This is a genomic window from Flavobacterium lindanitolerans, assembly GCF_002846575.1.
Taxonomy (GTDB): domain Bacteria; phylum Bacteroidota; class Bacteroidia; order Flavobacteriales; family Flavobacteriaceae; genus Flavobacterium; species Flavobacterium lindanitolerans.
Window position 1 is genome coordinate 2,113,856 of record NZ_PJND01000007.1, and the last position, 17,830, is coordinate 2,131,685.

At 38.2% G+C, this 17,830-nt stretch carries 19 protein-coding genes and 1 tRNA gene; 7 read left to right on the plus strand and 13 right to left on the minus strand.

Annotated features, from left to right (window positions below):
* Positions 1–111 precede the first annotated feature (111 nt).
* Positions 112–1,602 (plus strand): aminotransferase class V-fold PLP-dependent enzyme, encoded by a 1,491-nt coding sequence (locus B0G92_RS09420; protein ID WP_101471912.1) that lies wholly within the window; start codon positions 112–114, stop codon positions 1,600–1,602.
* Here the strand turns inward: B0G92_RS09420 and B0G92_RS09425 are convergent.
* Positions 1,595–2,476 (minus strand): lysophospholipid acyltransferase family protein, encoded by an 882-nt coding sequence (locus B0G92_RS09425; protein WP_101471913.1) that lies wholly within the window; start codon positions 2,474–2,476, stop codon positions 1,595–1,597. The genes B0G92_RS09420 and B0G92_RS09425 overlap by 8 nt on opposite strands.
* 105 nt (positions 2,477–2,581) lie before the next feature.
* Between B0G92_RS09425 and B0G92_RS09430 the strand changes: the two genes are divergently transcribed.
* Together B0G92_RS09430 and B0G92_RS09435 are read left to right on the plus strand one after the other, a co-directional pair.
* Entirely contained in the window at positions 2,582–3,205 is a 624-nt protein-coding gene (locus B0G92_RS09430; protein WP_101471914.1) for a rhomboid family intramembrane serine protease, read from the plus strand.
* Positions 3,206–3,407: 202 nt separating this feature from the next.
* Positions 3,408–4,094 (plus strand): SIMPL domain-containing protein, encoded by a 687-nt coding sequence (locus B0G92_RS09435; protein WP_056071473.1) that lies wholly within the window; start codon positions 3,408–3,410, stop codon positions 4,092–4,094.
* 81 nt (positions 4,095–4,175) lie between these two features.
* Here the strand turns inward: B0G92_RS09435 and B0G92_RS09440 are convergent, their stop codons facing one another.
* From B0G92_RS09440 to B0G92_RS09460, 5 genes are all read right to left on the minus strand, one after another.
* Positions 4,176–4,649 carry a GNAT family N-acetyltransferase gene (locus B0G92_RS09440; protein ID WP_101471915.1) on the minus strand — a complete coding sequence of 158 codons (474 nt, stop codon included), beginning with the start codon at positions 4,647–4,649 and terminating at the stop codon, positions 4,176–4,178.
* Between the two features lie 120 nt (positions 4,650–4,769).
* Positions 4,770–4,850, minus strand: a tRNA-Tyr gene (locus B0G92_RS09445).
* A 155-nt stretch (positions 4,851–5,005) separates the two neighbouring features.
* Positions 5,006–6,154 (minus strand): TlpA disulfide reductase family protein, encoded by a 1,149-nt coding sequence (locus tag B0G92_RS09450; protein ID WP_180326419.1) that lies wholly within the window; start codon positions 6,152–6,154, stop codon positions 5,006–5,008.
* Positions 6,155–6,236: 82 nt separating this feature from the next.
* Positions 6,237–7,649 (minus strand): MBL fold metallo-hydrolase, encoded by a 1,413-nt coding sequence (locus B0G92_RS09455; RefSeq protein WP_101471917.1) that lies wholly within the window; start codon positions 7,647–7,649, stop codon positions 6,237–6,239.
* 20 nt (positions 7,650–7,669) lie between these two features.
* Positions 7,670–8,455 carry a sulfite exporter TauE/SafE family protein gene (locus tag B0G92_RS09460; RefSeq protein WP_101471918.1) on the minus strand — a complete coding sequence of 262 codons (786 nt, stop codon included), beginning with the start codon at positions 8,453–8,455 and terminating at the stop codon, positions 7,670–7,672.
* Between the two features lie 168 nt (positions 8,456–8,623).
* Here B0G92_RS09460 and B0G92_RS09465 point away from each other — a divergent pair, with 168 nt between their 5' ends.
* Positions 8,624–10,591, plus strand: coding sequence for an endonuclease (locus B0G92_RS09465; protein ID WP_101471919.1), 1,968 nt, complete (start codon positions 8,624–8,626; stop codon positions 10,589–10,591).
* A gap of 41 nt (positions 10,592–10,632) precedes the next feature.
* Here the strand turns inward: B0G92_RS09465 and B0G92_RS09470 are convergent, their stop codons facing one another.
* The 6 genes from B0G92_RS09470 to B0G92_RS09495 all read right to left on the minus strand — a co-directional run bounded on the left by B0G92_RS09470 (position 10,633) and on the right by B0G92_RS09495 (position 16,167).
* Positions 10,633–11,022 carry a response regulator gene (locus B0G92_RS09470; protein ID WP_101471920.1) on the minus strand — a complete coding sequence of 130 codons (390 nt, stop codon included), beginning with the start codon at positions 11,020–11,022 and terminating at the stop codon, positions 10,633–10,635.
* Complete coding sequence (locus tag B0G92_RS09475) at positions 11,019–13,856, minus strand: PAS domain S-box protein (RefSeq protein WP_101471921.1); 2,838 nt, start codon at positions 13,854–13,856, stop codon at positions 11,019–11,021. Before B0G92_RS09475 ends, B0G92_RS09470 begins: the two co-directional genes overlap by 4 nt.
* A gap of 145 nt (positions 13,857–14,001) precedes the next feature.
* Positions 14,002–14,385 carry a DUF3037 domain-containing protein gene (locus tag B0G92_RS09480; protein WP_101471922.1) on the minus strand — a complete coding sequence of 128 codons (384 nt, stop codon included), beginning with the start codon at positions 14,383–14,385 and terminating at the stop codon, positions 14,002–14,004.
* Complete coding sequence (locus tag B0G92_RS09485) at positions 14,363–15,157, minus strand: HipA family kinase (protein WP_101472069.1); 795 nt, start codon at positions 15,155–15,157, stop codon at positions 14,363–14,365. Before B0G92_RS09485 ends, B0G92_RS09480 begins: the two co-directional genes overlap by 23 nt.
* 97 nt (positions 15,158–15,254) lie before the next feature.
* On the minus strand, positions 15,255–15,545 hold the full coding sequence (locus B0G92_RS16785; RefSeq protein WP_310793709.1) for a DoxX family protein: 291 nt from the start codon (positions 15,543–15,545) through the stop codon (positions 15,255–15,257).
* A 100-nt stretch (positions 15,546–15,645) separates the two neighbouring features.
* Entirely contained in the window at positions 15,646–16,167 is a 522-nt protein-coding gene (locus tag B0G92_RS09495; protein ID WP_101471923.1) for a DinB family protein, read from the minus strand.
* 146 nt (positions 16,168–16,313) lie between these two features.
* Here B0G92_RS09495 and B0G92_RS16685 point away from each other — a divergent pair, with 146 nt between their 5' ends.
* Genes B0G92_RS16685 through B0G92_RS09505 form a run of 3 tightly spaced genes read left to right on the plus strand, consistent with a single transcriptional unit; the run spans position 16,314 to position 17,059 of the window.
* Positions 16,314–16,466 carry a hypothetical protein gene (locus B0G92_RS16685; protein WP_180326420.1) on the plus strand — a complete coding sequence of 51 codons (153 nt, stop codon included), beginning with the start codon at positions 16,314–16,316 and terminating at the stop codon, positions 16,464–16,466.
* Between the two features lies 1 nt (position 16,467).
* Entirely contained in the window at positions 16,468–16,686 is a 219-nt protein-coding gene (locus B0G92_RS09500; RefSeq protein ID WP_056071190.1) for a hypothetical protein, read from the plus strand.
* Positions 16,676–17,059 carry a YchJ family protein gene (locus B0G92_RS09505; RefSeq protein WP_101471924.1) on the plus strand — a complete coding sequence of 128 codons (384 nt, stop codon included), beginning with the start codon at positions 16,676–16,678 and terminating at the stop codon, positions 17,057–17,059. The genes B0G92_RS09500 and B0G92_RS09505 overlap by 11 nt, the downstream gene beginning before the upstream one ends.
* 302 nt (positions 17,060–17,361) lie before the next feature.
* On the opposite strand, the gene B0G92_RS09510 is transcribed toward B0G92_RS09505, so the two are convergent.
* Complete coding sequence (locus B0G92_RS09510) at positions 17,362–17,790, minus strand: hypothetical protein (protein WP_101471925.1); 429 nt, start codon at positions 17,788–17,790, stop codon at positions 17,362–17,364.
* Positions 17,791–17,830 lie beyond the last annotated feature (40 nt).

Consider the following 17,830-nt stretch of genomic DNA (forward strand, 5'->3'; position numbering starts at 1 on the left):
GGATTTAGCGTTTTTGTTAATAGTGAAAAATAACAATTTTTGATATTTCTGTTTTTTGATTTGATTTGGAATCGGCAAAAAATAGTATCTTTGGAGCAAATAAATAGCATAATGACCACAACTGAAATGTCTACCGAACTTGAACAGTATTTCCAGCAATTCCGAAATAATATTATTGGGATTGACCAGGAATTTATTTCTCCTTTTGGGAAAAAGAAAATCATTTATACGGATTGGACAGCGAGTGGCCGCCTTTATCGCCCGATAGAGGAAAAGCTTATGAATGATTTTGGCCCGTTTGTAGCCAATACGCATACGGAAACTACGGTTTCGGGAACGGCAATGACTATGGCCTATCACGAAGCACGACATATTATTAAAAAGCATGTTAATGCCAATGAAGATGATATACTGATAGCAGACGGGACGGGTATGACGGGAGTGATTAATAAATTCCAAAGAATCCTTGGTTTGAAAATTCCGGAAAACCTTCGCGAATTTACTGCTATTCCGGACGAAAAACGACCTGTTGTTTTTGTTTCGCATATGGAGCACCACTCCAACCAGACTTCATGGCTGGAAACTATTGCTAAAGTAGAAGTGATTCCGGCCTGTGAAAAAGGATTACTTTGTATGGATAGTTTTAAGGCGCTTTTGGAGAAATACAAAGACCATACGCTAAAGATTGCTTCCATAACTTCCTGCTCAAATGTTACAGGTATCAGAACGCCGTATTATGAAGTGGCAAAACTGATGCATCAGAACAATGGTGTCTGTTTTGTAGATTTTGCCTGTTCGGCTCCGTATGTTGATATTAATATGCATCCGGAAGATAAGGAAGCCTATTTGGATGCTATCTTCTTTTCACCGCATAAATTTCTCGGCGGACCTGGTACTTCGGGAATTTTAATTTTCAACAAAAAGCTGTATAAAAACATGATTCCGGACCATCCGGGTGGTGGAACTGTATCGTGGACAAACCCGTGGGGTGAACATAAATATCTTGATAATATAGAGGAACGTGAAGATGGTGGTACTCCGGGTTTTCTTCAGGCCATCAAAACCGCTTTGGCTATACAGCTCAAAGAAAAGATGGGTGTGAAGAACATACTAAAAAGAGAACACGAAATAATCGATTACGTTTTTTCTGAACTGGGCGCTATTCCCAATATCACTATTTTGGCAGACCAGCATAAAGACAGATTGGGCGTGATTTCCTTTTATATTGACGGTTTGCATTTCAATCTGGGAGTAAAACTGCTGAATGATAAATTCGGAATACAGACCCGAGGAGGTTGCAGTTGTGCCGGAACTTACGGACATTATTTACTGCATGTTGATGAAGAAACTTCGCACGACCTGACGAATTCTATTACAGCAGGTGACCTGATTAGAAAACCGGGATGGATTCGAATGTCAATTCATCCTACCACTACCAATGCAGAGATTCAGTTTGTCTGTGAAAGTATCAAAGCCGTAGCCCAAAACCACGAGGAGTGGGGTAGCGAATATGAATACCATAAAAACTCCAACGAGTTTACCCATAAAAATGCTTCAAACCCCGAAAAAGAGTTGGTGAAACAGTGGTTTAGCGCTATTTAGGAGATTTGTCGCGGAATTTCCAACGTTTGTGCGTCCACAGATAATATTCCGGAGCTTTTAAGATTTGTTGTTCTACCATGCGAAGAAACATATCAGAAATCTGGTAGTTTGGAATTTCTTTCGGATGGTCCACCATTTCGGCAAAAGTGGCTTCATAATAACCGCGTTTGGTTTTGACCACATCCACAAAAATTACATTCAGGTCCATTCGTTTGGCAATCATTTCGGCTCCTGTATGCATAGGTACCCTTACGCCAAAAAAATCTCCCCAATGAAAAGCTTTGGATGCTTTTGGAGATTGGTCACTGGCAAAGCCATAGACGCCTTTTATACCATTTTTTTGATTTTCATGGATAACATTGATGGTTTCTTTCGTATCGATAAGATGTGCATGGAATTTGGCACGGATGTTTCTTACCAGTTTGTCAAAATATTTGTTGCGAATTGTTTTATAGATGGCATAGCCTTTAAAAGTAATTTTTCGATTCATTGAAATCAGCCATTCATAACTTCCGTAATGAGAACAGAACAGGGCTATGCTTTTTCCTCTTTTTTCCATTTCAAGATATACTTCGAGGTTGGTAAACTTGAAACGCTTTTCAATTTCCGAATCCGAAATGGTCATTGTTTTTATCATTTCGACAAAATTATCGCAGAAATGATGGTAGAATTTCTTTTCAACAATGCGTTTTTCCTGTTTGGAAAGATGGGGAAGGGCAATATCAAGATTCTCCCTAACCGTCTTTTTTCTATAACCGATAATGTAATAAACCAGAATATAAACACAATCAGAGAAAAAATAAAGTACTCTAAAAGGCAATATTGACATCAGCCACAAGAACGGATAAAGAATAATAAAAAGTAGTAACTGCATTCGAGGAATATTTTATGCAAATATAAGGCTAATGCTGTTAAATAGTATAGTGCTTTTACAATTGATAAGGAAAGGGTTTGTATTTTTACGCTCAAATTACCTCTTATGAATATTTTTCTTATCGTTATTATTGCCATGAATTTGATTGTTAGTTTCAAAGGATTCAACGATTTGTCTTTTTTCAGAAAATACGAATTCCATGTAGGCAGCATTCGTGCCGGTGAACAGATTCGTATGTTTTCTTCAGGATTTCTTCATGTAGATATTGCGCATCTGGCATTTAATATGCTGACGCTTTATTTGTTTGCTCCTTATGTAATTGCAGGATTGGGTTCGTTTACTTTCCTTATGATTTATGCCGGAAGTCTTATTTTAGGTAATCTGTTGACTATGGCTTTACATAAAAATGATTATAGCTACAGGGCAGTGGGAGCATCAGGAGCGGTAATAGGAGTGGTTTATGCTGCTATTCTGGTACAGCCCGCGTTAGAAATTTATTTTATGCCGGGTTATATTTTTGGAATTATCTATCTTTTATATTCGATTTACGGAATGAAATCCAAAAGTGATAATATTGGGCATACGGCACATTTTGGAGGGGCTATTGGTGGCTATATCATTACTCTGTCACGTGCGCCTGTTATTATTTCCGAAAACACTTTTACGGTAATCATACTTGCTGTTCCTATTGTCATACTTTTTATCATGGCTAAGACAGGAAAATTGTAATTTTTAAAAAAATGTTTTTTACAGCGGCCTGTAATTTATAAGGCTTAGCTTTCAGTATTTTAGTGTTAAAAATAATTAGTTATTTATTTAAAAAACCTGTATTTTTATACTGGTTTTGCAAAAAACATGACCAAAAAAAGAAGGCAATTCTGATATTGGCACGTAATTTGGAAATACTCAAAAAAAAATAAATACAAACACTATGAAAAAAACAATTTTTATCCTGATGACCATTTTCGCAACAGCCGCACAGGCGCAAGAAATTAAGCAAGTTCCACAGATTAACGTTTCTGGGGAAGGAAAAATTAAAGTAACACCAGACTATGCTATCATTTCGATTGGTGTTGAAAACACAGGGGCTGATGCAGCAGAAGTTAAAAAGAAAAATGATGCAACAGTTGATGCAGTAATCAAATACTTAAAAGGCTTTAAATTGCCTGCATCAGACTACCAGACAAAACAGGTGTACCTGCACAAAAGCTACGATTATAACAAAAAGAAAAACACTTTTGTAGCATCACAACAGATTACGGTGACACTTAAGGACCTGTCTAAGTATGATACTTTAATGATGGGATTGGTTGATACCGGAATCAACAACATTAATGGAGTAGAATTCAAGTCTACAAAAGTAGCACAGCTTGAATCTGAAGCCAGAAGAGCAGCTGTAGCCGATGCAAAAACTAAAGCGATGGATTATGCCTCTGCATTGAACCAGAAAGTAGGTAAGGCTATCATGGTTTCTGACAACTCTCAAACACACTATCCGGTTCCGGTAATGTATGCAATGAAAGCAGAAGCTGCCGGTGATGCAATGTCAAGAGAAACTTTGGCAATTGGAGAAATAGAAATTACGGCCAACGTAACAATAAGCTTCTCTTTGGAATAATAGCTGAAAAAATTAATAAAAAAGCCTGGGGATTTCTCCGGGCTTTTTTATAAGTGTCAGTTAACATAGATAGTTTTACGACTATAGTTGTTTAGTCATTTTATAATTTATGATTTCAATTCCTTGTCTTACGTTTGTCTGCTCTTTAAGTGTTTTAAATCCATTTCTTTCGAAAAAAGGTTTTGCGGTTTTGCTAATATCAGATCTTATAATGTTTTGATTTAATCGTTTTGCTTCGGCTTCAATTGTATCGAGCAGTAGCTGTGCAACGCCTTGCCGTTGATGATCTTTATGAACATATAAAAAATCGAGGTAGTTTCCGTTATCTAGTGTAGCAAAGCCAGTAATTTTATTTCCGTATTGGGCAACTATAACAAATTGTTTTGTCATGACTTCGTGCCAGCGTTTTTTGTTATCAACGCTTGAAGCCCATACCTTGATTTGCTGTTCGTCATAGTTTGCAGTGCAAACTGTGGTTATAGTTTCAACAAACAATCTTTGTAGTTCAGCTAAGTCGTTTAAACTTCCTTTCCTGATTGTATAATGATTTTGCATCTCTATATTAGTTGATGATGATTGATGTTGTTTTGGCGCGAACTAAGTCAGGTAGTATTTTAAATTTGCTACAAAACAAAAAAACCTGTAAATCTAAATTTACAGGTTTTGTATTTGTTGTGGGGGGAGCAGGATTCGAACCTGCGAAGGTTTCCCAACGGATTTACAGTCCGTCCTCGTTGGCCGCTTGAGTATCCCCCCCGCCTTGCTTATTGCGGTTGCAAATATAGCACTGTTTTTAGTTTATGCAAGTCTTTTTTGTAGATATTTTACAACAAAATTTTAATGTATTGGTAATGAATAAAATAAAAAAATCTCCACAAGGGAGATTTTTATGATTTGTTTCGGAATATGAATTAAGCGCCTAAAAGTTCTTTTACTTTTGCTCTCAATTCTTCTCCACGAAGGTCTTTTGCTACAATTTTTCCTGAAGCATCAAGGATGAAAGTTGCAGGAATTGAAGTAATGTTGTATTTCTTAGCAATAGGGTCTTGCCAGAATTTCAGGTTTGAAACGTGTGTCCAGGTCAATTTATCAGCCTCAATAGCTTTTTTCCAGCTTTCTGCTTCACCTTCTCTGTCAAGAGATACTCCAATGATGTTTAATCCTTTATCGTGGAATTCATTGTATAATGCCACAACGTTTGGATTTTCCTGACGGCAAGGTCCACACCATGAAGCCCAAAAATCAATGATGGTTACTTTTCCTAAAGATTCTTTAAGGGAAACTGTTTTTCCTTCCGGGTTTTTAGCTGAGAAATCAGGTGCTTTTTTACCAATTTCAACTGCCAGACGGTTCTCTAATTTTTCCTTGATTGCTTTTCCCGGCTTCGTGTTTTTTAATTCAGAAGTAAGGCCATCGTATATTTTCTGGATTCTTGCGAAATCAGGCTCAGGTGTATTGAAAAGGCTTTGCGTAATCAGTGCACTGATGAATGATTTTGGATTTTTCTCAGAATAAGAGTAATACTTCTCGATAAGCGGCTCCTGAATTTTTCCGTATTCTTTCATCAACTGGTTGATTACCGCAGTATCTTTTGCTTGTTGTGCAGCCGTCATTTTTTCCATATTCATCTGTTGGAAAGCCATAGCTTTTTTCTGAATATCTTTTTGGATAGCCTGAGTATCTGTCTTGAACTTCGTTAATTCTTCGTTGTTATACGTTCCGGTAACTTTTGATTTTCCAAGCGTATCTTTGTCAACAGCAATATTAATTTTACCATTTTCAAGAACGAAATCAATTTCTCCTTGTTTTGTTTCTATTCTTAAAGAGTGGATAGATGGTTCTGTAGCGGTACCTTTAAGTTCAAATTTTCCATTTTCAACTTTTACAGTATCAACAGGAATCATTTTTCCCATGATTTCTTCATCCTGTTTTTGAAGAATTACGGTTTTTCCATTTTCGACACCGGTTACTGTACCTGTAATGATATATTCGCCATCACCTGTTTTGTTACAGGAAACCATGAATGCCGTAACAGAAAGCAATAAAAGGATTTTTTTCATTTTTAATTTCATTTTTGAATTTAGTTAGCAAAAGTATTTAAAATTATAATCGGATTATGGCAAACTGCCTAAATTTTAAGAATTATTTATTGGTTGACGGACAGACAAATGCGGTCATTGGCAGGCCTGTTTTTCTAATACCGGCTATTCCTTTTTCCACATTAATCATGTTGTGGTAGCCTCTTGCTTTTAGTATGGATGCCATAATAACTGAACGATAACCTCCGGCACAGTGCAAATAGAAGTTTTCATCTTTTGGCACTTCAGCTAATTGCTCGTTGACAAAATCCAAAGGAATATTTAAGGCATTCTCAACGTGTTCTGCATTGAACTCTCCCGGTTTGCGGGCATCAACAATAATGCTTTTCTCGTTTACTTCGGATTCAAATTGTTCCGGAGAAATTGATTCAATACTGTCTGTTTCAAAGCCGGCTTCTTTCCAGGCGGCAATGCCACCTTTCAGGTATCCCAATGAATTGTCAAAACCAACCCTGGAAAGTCGGGTAATGGTTTCTTCTTCTCTTCCTTCCGGGGTGATTAGCAGCAACGGTTGTTTTACATCCCGAATCAAAGCACCAACCCACGGTGCAAATCCTCCCTGGATGCCAATGAATATAGAACCGGGGATATGGCTTTTTACAAAATCATCTTCATGGCGAACGTCCAATATCAGCGCCTCGGACTGGTTGGCAATAGCTTCAAACTCTCTCGGAGTTAGTGGCTTGAATGATTTTTCCAATATGTTGTCAAGACTTTCATAACCCTGAATATTCATCATTACATTTTGAGGAAAATAAGCCGGTGGAATTCCCAATCCGTCAAGAAGCTCGGCTGTAAATTCTTCACGGGTCATGTCTGCCCTTAAAGCATAATTTGTTTTTTTCTGGTTCCCTAACGTGTCTGTAGTTTCCTTGCTCATGTTTTTTCCGCAGGCACTGCCGGCTCCATGGCTTGGATAAACAATCAAGTCATCAGGAAGTATCATGATTTTGTTTCGAAGCGAATCGTATAAATGGGAAGCCAGTTTTTCCTGGGTCAGGTCGCTTGACATCTTTTGTGCCAAATCAGGACGCCCCACATCACCAATAAACAGGGTGTCACCGGTAATGATGCCGTGTTGCTTTCCGTTTTCGTCCGTAAGCAGATAACAGGTACTTTCCATCGTGTGTCCCGGTGTATGGATTGCCTTTATGGTATAGGCTCCCACTTTAAATTCCTGTCCGTCTTCAGCGATGATGGCTTCAAAATTAGGTTTTGCTGTAGGACCATACACAATCTGACCACCTGATTTTTTTGCAAGGTCCAAATGGCCCGAAACGAAATCAGCATGGAAATGGGTTTCGAAAATGTATTTTATTTTAGCATTATCCTTAGTTGCACGGTCAATATAGGGCTGTACTTCACGTAAAGGGTCGAAAATAGCAGCTTCGCCGTTACTTTCCAGATAGTAGGCCGCCTGGGCAATACAGCCGGTATAAATTTGTTCTAATTTCATAATTTTTATTATTTGAGAATCTAAAATAACAGCTCTTTAGTCAGTATTAGTATTGACATGGTTAGTACAAACCACCCAAAGCCTTTTTTCAGATTTTTTTCGTTGATGAACTTATTGAGGTATATCCCTGCAAAGATACCTAAAATTGAAATAAAAGAGAAAATAAATAGGAACCTCCAATCAATAGCAATGTTGCCAATATCGCCCGTAAATCCGATAAGTGAATTAATAGCAATAATAAATATTGACGTGCCAACAGCTTTTTTCATTGGCAGCCTGGCAAGATAGACCAAAGCCGGAATGATTAAAAAGCCGCCACCGGCACCCACCAATCCTATAACAACGCCAACCATAAAAATCTGTATGATGGTTATGGCAGGATTGGGAGGAATGTTTGATTTTTCAGATTTTTTATTTTGAATCATAGAAAGTGCTGCCATCAGCATTACTATGGCAAACAAAATCATGATAAACAGATTTTTTGTGATGGCAATTTCACCAATCGAAAATAAAATTTCAGGAATTTTCGGAACGATGAGTTTTCGGGTGAGGTAGATAGCAGTTAAGGAGGGAAGCGCAAATTTTAATCCGGTTTTTACATCCACGAATCCTTTTCTGTAATTCTGTATGGTTCCAAAAGCGGAAGTAGTTCCCACAATAAAAAGAGAATAGGCAGTAGCCGTAACGGGATTAATTCCTAAAAGATAAACGAGTACAGGAACTGTGAGGATAGAACCGCCTCCACCTGTCAGGCCAAGGACCAGCCCAATGACGAGCGCTCCCAAATAGCCAAAAAATGCGTCCATTACAAAAGATTGAAACTATCCCGTAAATATATCAAAACTATTCTGTATTTCTTTACAGAACCTAAATTTTACACTGTTTTAATTAGTAGGCATTGGTCGTATTTAGTGTTAAATAGGAGATTTCATAATATTAAATGCTTAATTTTGATTGTTTAATCCATTTTTAGCATGATAAAAAAATATTTTTCTGTTTTATTCTTACTCTTTTCAACTTACTTTTCTTATGGGCAGTTAGTTATTAACGAACTTGATTCTGATACGCCCGGTATTGACGATAAGGAATTTGTTGAGCTCAAATCGGCAACGCCAAATTTTTTGCTTGATGGCTATGTACTTGTCTTTTTCAATGGAAATGCTGAATCGGCGAGTACAGGTAATAAAAGCTATCTCACTATTTCGCTAAACGGTCTTGTTACTGATGTCAACGGATTGGTTGTGATTGGCAGCAATGCGGTTTCTCCAGTTCCGCAAAAGATTATTGCCGATAATCTAATCCAGAATGGTGCCGATGCCGTAGCTGTTTATTTGGGTTCTGCGGCAGATTTTCCTGATGGTACTTTGGCAACAACAACTAACTTAATTGATGCTTTGGCCTATGATACCAGCGACCCTGATGCTACACAGCTTATGGGATTATTGGGACTGACAATACAGATTAATGAAGATGAAAATGGTTTAGGAACGACCCAATCCATACAAAGAAAACCTGACGGAACATATGAAGTTAAGGCGCCTACTCCGGGAGCTAATAACGACGGAAGTGGCATTATCTTTAACGGAATATCCATAAGCGTTCCTTCGCTGCTATATACAGAAGGGGATAGCTTTCCCATTACTTTTACAACACGGACAGCCGTAACCAGTGATTTGGCTTTTAACTATACATTGGCAAATGGGAGTTTTAATGCTTCTGATTTTACAGCCAATACCAATGTGTTGATTCCTGCCGGTTCTTCAACTTTTACAACTACCATCCAGCTTATTGATGATGCGATAGATGAGGGAGACGAAGTGATGAAAATCAGGTTTGGAACGTTACCCGCCGGCTATGTAAGGCTCAATGACAATGTTGAAGTCAGGATTATAGATAATGATTTTACAGTCTCGCCGTGGGGAACACCATTAAATCCGACACATGGAGCAGTGGCAAGTACAGCTCCTCCGGGATATTATGATTCTCTTGAAGGAAAATCAGGCGCTGCTTTGAAACAGGCTGTTCAGGACATTATTGCCAATCCGGCAGTAGTAAGGGCGCATAATTATGGCGATATTACCACTATTTTGAAAACAGCCGACCAAAATCCGCTGAACAGCAATGAGGTTTGGTTGATGTATAAAGAAGTAAGTCGTTCCAAATATTTGTTTCAGGATTCGGGAAGTGGTGTTGGAAGATGGAACCGTGAGCATATTTACCCGCAATCAAGAGGCGGATTTACGAATGGAACCTCTGACACTCCGGATGGTATTAATGTATGGGAACCTTCCAATGCCAATATGTTAAACCATGGTCATGCTGACGCCCACCATTTAAGAGCAGAAGACGGCCCGGAAAACAGTTCCCGTAACAATAAAGATTTTGGACTGACAGATTATAACGGATTTGCAGGAAATGCAGGAAGCTGGAAAGGTGATGTTGCCCGTGCTGTGTTTTATATGTGCGTTCGATATAACGGATTGAATGTTGTAAACGGAAATCCGCCGGATTCTACTGTTGGACAGTTGGGAGACCTTGCCACATTATTGCAATGGAACGTTAATGACCCTGCCGATGATTTTGAAATGAACAGGAACAATTATATTTATACGTGGCAGCAAAACAGGAATCCGTTTATTGATTATCCTTACCTCGCGGATTATATCTGGGGAAGCAGGGCAGGAGAGACCTTTTCTCTTTCGGCTCCGGAATTTTCAGAACTTAAAGTATCCATTTATCCCAATCCTGCAAAAAGCCATATTACAATTGCCGGTTTAAATAATCAGGCTACTATCGAACTGTTTTCAATTTCAGGGCAAAAGCTTCTGACGAAAGACTTTTCAGGAACATCAACCCTGCAAATTAATCTTGCTTCGGGATTGTATATTGCTAAAATCTTTTCTGAAGGAAAAACGGCTGTTCGTAAAATAGTAATCCAGTAAGCGGAAAAAAGTATAGGCAAAGAGCTAATGGAAACAAACCATTAGCTCTTTGCTATTTCCAGGACATTCTGAAGCGTAACCGGCTTTGTAAAATAACCCAGAATTCCGTTATAGGATTTCGACCTTTCCTTATCTGAACAGGCAATGGAAGAACTCACAATATAAACCGATACTTCTTTTGGGAAAATGGTTTTTATTTTCTGGAAGTGTTCCATAAAATTCCATCCATCCATAACAGGCATTTCAATATCCAGCATGATGATGTCCGGAAATTCCTCAGGCTGCTGTACTAATTTTGTTAATCCGTCGATAGCTTCTGCGCCATTCGGAAATGACAGGATTTTGCTTGCGGCTTCGGATTTATGGATGATTTTTTTGGTTATCGTCTGATAAATAGGGTCATCATCGATAAGACAAATTATCTGATTCATTTAAAGTAGATTTTGAAGGTAGTTCCTATATTGGGTTCGCTTTCAACGGTTACGGTTCCGCCCATAGCATCGATTTGGTTTTTGGTAATAAAAAGTCCAATTCCTTTAGAATCCGGATTTTCGTGGAAGGTTTTGTACATCCCGAATAATTTATCGCCATATTTTGTCAGGTCTATTCCAAGGCCATTATCAGCAATTTCCAAAATGGTTTTATCATTTTCGATATAACTGCTCAGGATGATGACAGGATTCCGCTCCGGGTGGCAATAGCGGATAGCGTTGGAAATAAAATTAAGCAGTATGCTTTCAAGATAGGCGGGATTGTATTTGACAAAGATTTCCGGCGATACGTTATTTTTTATAACGGCTTTTTTAAATGCTATCTGTTCAGAAACAATGTTGATTATCCTGTCGATATTGTCTTTGATATTCAGATTTTCAATAATCAGGTTGATATTGGTCTGGATATTAATCACTTCGTTCAGATTGAGCATGGTTTCGTTTAGCGTATTGGAAACATTTTGCAGCATTTTGACCAGTTCGTTACGTTCTTCTTCTGTTTCTGCAGTTTCAATCAGCGTGGAAATGGATTGTATGTTGCTGGTATGTGAACGAAGGTTATGGGAAACAATATAGGAAAAATTCAGTAACCTTTTATTTTGTTCTGTAACGAGTTCCAGTGAGTTGCTCAGGTCTTTTTCTGCTTCTTTACTTTTCGTAATATCAATCATGATACCTTTTAAAGAAACCGGCTTGCCGTTTTCATGTATCACATTCACAATATCCCGAATCCATAATACTGAACCGTTTTTGGCAATCATTCTGTATTCAAAGTCATATTGTTGGCTTTTTTTAGACTCAATTGCACAATAATTTACTGCCCGGGTTTTGTCGTCCGGATGGATTGTATTGGCCCAGAAATTACCATCGCTGCACCATTCTTCTCGGGTATATCCCGTAATTTCTTCGGCTTTTTGGTTGACATAGGTAAAGATATAGGTATTGTAATCGCATTCCCAAACGATTCCGTCAATCGTATTAATGAGCGATTCCATTTTTTTCTGTGACTGTATGACAATTTCTTCAGATATCTTTCGTGCCGTGATATCTTCTGTTGATATAATTATCCGTTCGAGCGTTTCTTCATAACCAGGCATGACACTCCAGCGTAGGCTGATGTCACGATATTCGCCATCAGTTTTTTTGACTTTTGAATCGATAGTTAGTCGTGTTTCACCTTGGGTGATTGCGACCAGCTGTGCCTTGAAAGAATCCATGGAGTCGTTGTTTAACACATCTCCCAACCGTTGTATCAGGTCTTCTTTCGTTTTGGGATGATGCAATGTCAGGCACTCATTGTTTACATTGATAATTTTTACAAGAGAAATGCATTTCTGGACTACTTCGGGATTGGTATCAAAAAAAGCTTTTACTTCTTCTCTGTTTTTTCCAATCAGGCCCGTTTCTTCCAGATAGTTTTTCAAATAAGAAAAATCTTCTTCCCACAAAGCAATTGGCGAATCTTCAAAAAGACTTTTGAAACGTATTTCGCTTTTTCGGATAGCATCCTCAGCTTCCCTTTTTGACGTTATATCTTCAACAATAGAAATATGGGAACTTGGCTCTTCTCCTTCTTGCCAAAGTGGGGAATAGGCGATATTTACCCAAATAAGATTACCGTTTTTATGGATGTATCTTTTTTCAATAGTAAGTTCTCTAATCTCGCCGCTTTTAAGCCTTTCGAGCTGTTTCAGGTTTTCTTCCAGATCGTCTTTGTAGGTAATATCACGGAAGCTCATATTTCTCATTTCCTCAAACGTATAGCCCAGCATACGTGAGTATTGGTCATTTACTTCAATGAGGCATCCAGTCCTAGAGTCAACATGTGCAATGCCTACGGCAGCATGGTCAAATATAGATTTGAATTTTATTTCGTCATTGAGGATTTTATTCTTCTGGTCATGCACCAGGAGTTGTAATTCTGCAGGCTTTTTGAGCAGGCTTGTTAAAAAAAGCGAGAAGATAAAACAGAATAATACGGTTAGTACCAAAGCAGGACGTATTTCAGAAATAAGCCCATATTTGTTTTTGCTGATAAGATATACTTTCCAGTTACCGTCGGGAATTGACAAGACCTGAAAATATTTGTCGGCAAAGTTTTCTTTATTGGGAAGGAAAAATTCAGTTCTGCCCGTTTTTGGATTCTCTTTTGAAAACTGAAAATAATAACGGGAGTCCTTGATTGAATTTATTCCCGAAGATTTGAATAAGGTTTCAAGGCGCACCATAACCGCAGAAAAACCCCAGAATTTACCTTTTCTATATATAGGAAGCCGACCTATGACACCGAGTCCGCCCTGTTTTAATTTTAAAGGTCCCGCAAAATGGATTTTTCCTTTCTGTATGGTTTCAAGGGCTTCCTCCCTGACAGATTTTGTATTTAATATATCAAAATCAATTAAGTCTGGATTATTTGGATAAGTATATTTGATTATTCCGTTAGGAACTAATTGAACGGCATCTATAGTTGGATTCGATTCAACCAGAACTTTCGCCAGCGCATCAAAATTTTCAGGCTCGCCATTATCGTTAACAATCATGGCTAAGGAAATAGTGGTGGTATAGCAGTTTTTAAGAGAATGATTCAGATTTTGCTGAACTACATGGAGGATGTTCGACATTTCCTGCTCCCTGTTTTCCTTGATAATTTCATAGCGTTGCAAAACAAGCGGACAGATTAAAACAAGTAGCGCAAGGAATACTATAAAGGTGCTTAATCTAGGCCTTGATATAAACCAGCCGGTGATTTTTGACCATTTGTTCTCTATTTTCATTCTGGGCTGGAATCTGTTTATTTCGGTGACTAAAATATAAATTAATATTTAATTTTGAAGCGATTAGCAGGAATTCTGTTAATAGAAAGACAATAAAAAAATAGCCCGGAGGCTATTTTTTTGTTACTAAGTTAATTAGCTTTTTTTATAAAACCAGTTCTGAAAACAAGCGTTCAGAAATTTCTTCCAAATTACTGCACATACCCGGATGTGGCCTTGAGGTTTGGATTACGGAACTTCTTACAGCGGTCATCCAACGGAAGCGGGAAGGCACATCGAATGCTGCAATTGGACCTCCCTCTTTTGCTCCCTGGGCAATTTTTACAAATGCCTGCAGATTTTGTTCCAGTTGGTCATAATCAAGTTCATCAGAATAGAGTTGAAGCTTGGCTTTGTCTATCTTGTAAAGAACTTTGATGTACTGCTCTTTTTTACAGAAGACAATGATTCCCGTATTGACAAATTCTTCGCGCTCAACTTTGGGCACGATACGAATTATGGCATATTCATATAAGTGTTTGTCTTGCATCTTGAGCAGCTTTTATAAAAATTTCTGAATGGGCTAAACGCGTAATCAAAAAAGAGGCGTAGGTATTTCGTATCTGTTCCGGTGTCTCTTCAGAACCTTCCCATTGTAGCCATTCTTCAGGAATCAGGTTTACAATCGAAAGAATCGTATCTTCTGTAAGGAGTGATTTGAATTCTTTATCGGTTTCTTCCAGTCGGGAAGCTTTAGGGAGCAAAACATGGTCTTTAATCAAAGCAAACGGACTTTTGGCACTGTTTTCCCAATTGCTCCAGGAATGGTGAAAATACAGACAGGCACCATGGTCAATAAGCCATAATTCTTTATGCCAGATGAGCATGTTGGTATTTCTGAATGTGCGGTCTACATTCGTAATGAAGGCATCCAACCATACTATTTTTGAAGCCAGAGTGGCATCTGTTTCTGTCACAACCGGGTCAAAAGTAATGGCACCGGAAAGAAAATGCAGGGCAAGATTCAGTCCCTGACTTCCCTGCAACAGGTCCTGGATTTCTTCATCGCCTTCAGTTCTTCCAAAAGCCTCGTCAAGATTTGCAAATACTAATTCCGGTACTGCCAATCCAAGCGCCCTGGCAATTTCGCCTCCAATTAATTCGGCTATCAGTGCTTTGACGCCATGACCGGCACCTTTAAATTTCAATACATATTTAAAACCGTCGTCTGCATCGGCAAGAGCAGGAAGCGAACCTCCTTCTCTCAACGGAGCGATATATCGGGTGACGTTAACTGTCCGTAACGAAAATGGATTATCCATGAGTTTTTCTTTTACACAAAAATAGCGCATCGGAACGGATGCGCCATTTTTTTTGAAAATATATTTTAAGTTGTCCGTTAAAGAGCAGTTTGTCTGTTTAATCTTGTGAATTTAGTTTGTGATAACTCACATAAGAAAGCAGGAGTACTCCTAATACAATAAGAGGAAAAACAGCCTCAAATCCAAAGCCATCTACTGCAGCATGGCTGGCAGAAGCACCAAGGAAATCGAAAGTAAATCCGGCATAGGCCCATTCCTTTAGCCGTTTTGGGGCTGCAGGAATAATAAGCACTAAGGCACCTAAAACTTTAAAGACGGTAAGGATAACGCCAAAATATTCCGGATATCCTAGTGGCGAATGCCTTCTTTGGCCATTTCGGTCTGTGATGTGAGTGCAGGCATTACGCCTTCAAATAAAAAAATCAGGATAGTAGTAATCCAAAAGATGATTTTGTGTTTTTTCATAGTTGTTTGATTAATGTTTGGTTTTATTTATCGATAACAGTAATAATATTTTTGATTTGATTGGTGTGCCTTTGGGCGTGGAATAGTGTAAAAAGAATCCATTCCAGACGTGTCAGATAGCCAAAAACAGGCAATTCAAAACCCTTGCAGGTTTTTGACAAATCTGATGAGCCAATCAACTGTAAGGTGCCATCTTTTAAGGCTTTCATTTTGTCCAGTTGCTGTTGCTTGTCATGTGTTTTTTCTGTTGGGATAATAAAACCAGGTGCATCCAGTTTGGTGCTGAAATCTAAAAATACCGATTTGATAACGGGTACTTTTTCGTCTACTGGTCGGTTGGTTTCACCTATGTTTTCTATAAACAGGCTTTTGAGCCCGGAATTTGCTTTGAGGATGTGTTCCATTACCTGGCCAACAGACCAGCTGTTTTCAGCAGGATTTTTATCCCACAAGCTGCTATCAATAGTTAATAGCAGTTGTTCCATGCCTTCATAAGTGGCATTGGTTTCTGCAATGAGTGCGGCAGTATCAAAGTTGTTAGTCATAGTTTCTATTGTTTATTATTTTATCCAAAATTAGTTCTGGTATTGCAATTTTATGCTGTGTGAAAAAGACAATAGGAAGGGGAAATTGCGACAAGCTGTCGTTTTTTTGAATTCGTTATCTTTGTACGGTCATAAAACCTTTATTTATGGGAAGACGCAATGAAACAAACAGGCTGGAACATAAAAAGAAAACAGACCAGAAAAAGAAACGGGAGCAAAAGGCTGAAAAGCTTAGGAAAAATAAACTGAAAGAAATTATCAAAATGAATAATGCTTCCAACGAAGCCCAAACAGAATAAAATGGACAGTAAAGTTTACGAAGAACTAAAAAAAGACGTACAGGAAATCATTGACCTGATAGCAGGCAAGCAGAATAAGGAAGCTAATAACAAACTGGTTGAAGTAAGCGAAACTTTAGACGAACTATTAGACCATGCTGAAGAAGATGAAGAGCTTGTAGAACTAGGACGTTATATGGTATTGTTGAACCAGCTGCACCAAAAAATCAATGCCGAATAATTTAAACTGTCCATGCGGTTCGGGATTGTTATTTGCCCAATGCTGCGAACCTTTTATCAAAGGTAACAGCACTCCTCCAACTGCAGAAAAACTAATGCGGTCACGATATAGCGCTTATGTTGTTCAGGCCGTAGATTATCTTGTCGTTACTACACATATTTCCACAAGAAGGAATCATTCAAAATCAGCTATACTGGAATGGTCCAAATCCAACCATTGGCTGAAACTGGAAGTAGTGGAAGCCACGGAAAATACAGTAGAGTTTAAGGCTTATTTTTTAGACAGTCGCCTCAAAGCGCAAATGCACCATGAAAAATCATTTTTCAGGAAAGAAAAAGACAGTTGGTTTTATGTAGATGGTGAATTTTTTTAATAAAGTTGTATTAAGTTAGAAATATAGTGCCTCTGCGACTTTGCGAGCAATTATTTTCAGGCAAAGTCGCAGAGGCGCTAAGAGATTTAAATATTGTTAATTGGCGAAAAACTTCCCGAGATTTGTTTAAGTTTTTTGCTAAAAAAGAAATGCCCTTCAAAAGTTGAAGGACATTACTAACTCTCAAAATAACCCCCTCTTATTTTAAGGTCTTAGGGTGCTTTTTTTTGAAAAAAAGGGGCTCCTGTTTATAACCCAATAATAAATTCAGGAGCCAATGTATAAACTAGTAAAAATATGAATTATTGTTTAGTTCCCTGGAAGGTATAAGTGAGATCTGTAGCAGATTGTTGTCTTGTCTGTACTAATAGTGTTTTACTGCTTATAGTGTAGCTAAATGTACCTTCAGGAATATTACCATCACCAAAGATAGCTTGATTACTATTATTGTATACTTTCATTGTTTTTGAAGTATAGTTTGAATATGGCTCCCCGCTTTTTGGAGTAATTTTTAAATGGCTGCCATCCACTTTAGTAACGATTAAAATTGCATCGAAATAGGTTGGTGCATCTCCTCCAAGTGGATCTAAAGTTCCTTTGTATGTACCAACAGCAGCGTCAATACCTCCGCCACCTCCTGGTCCGTTGTTACTATCATCGCTACTGCATGATGCTAAACCAAATAGCGCAATTGCAATAATTCCTGCTGTTTTTAAAATCGACTTTCTCATTGTTTTAATTTTTTTTAGGATTTGTGTTACAAAGTTAGAT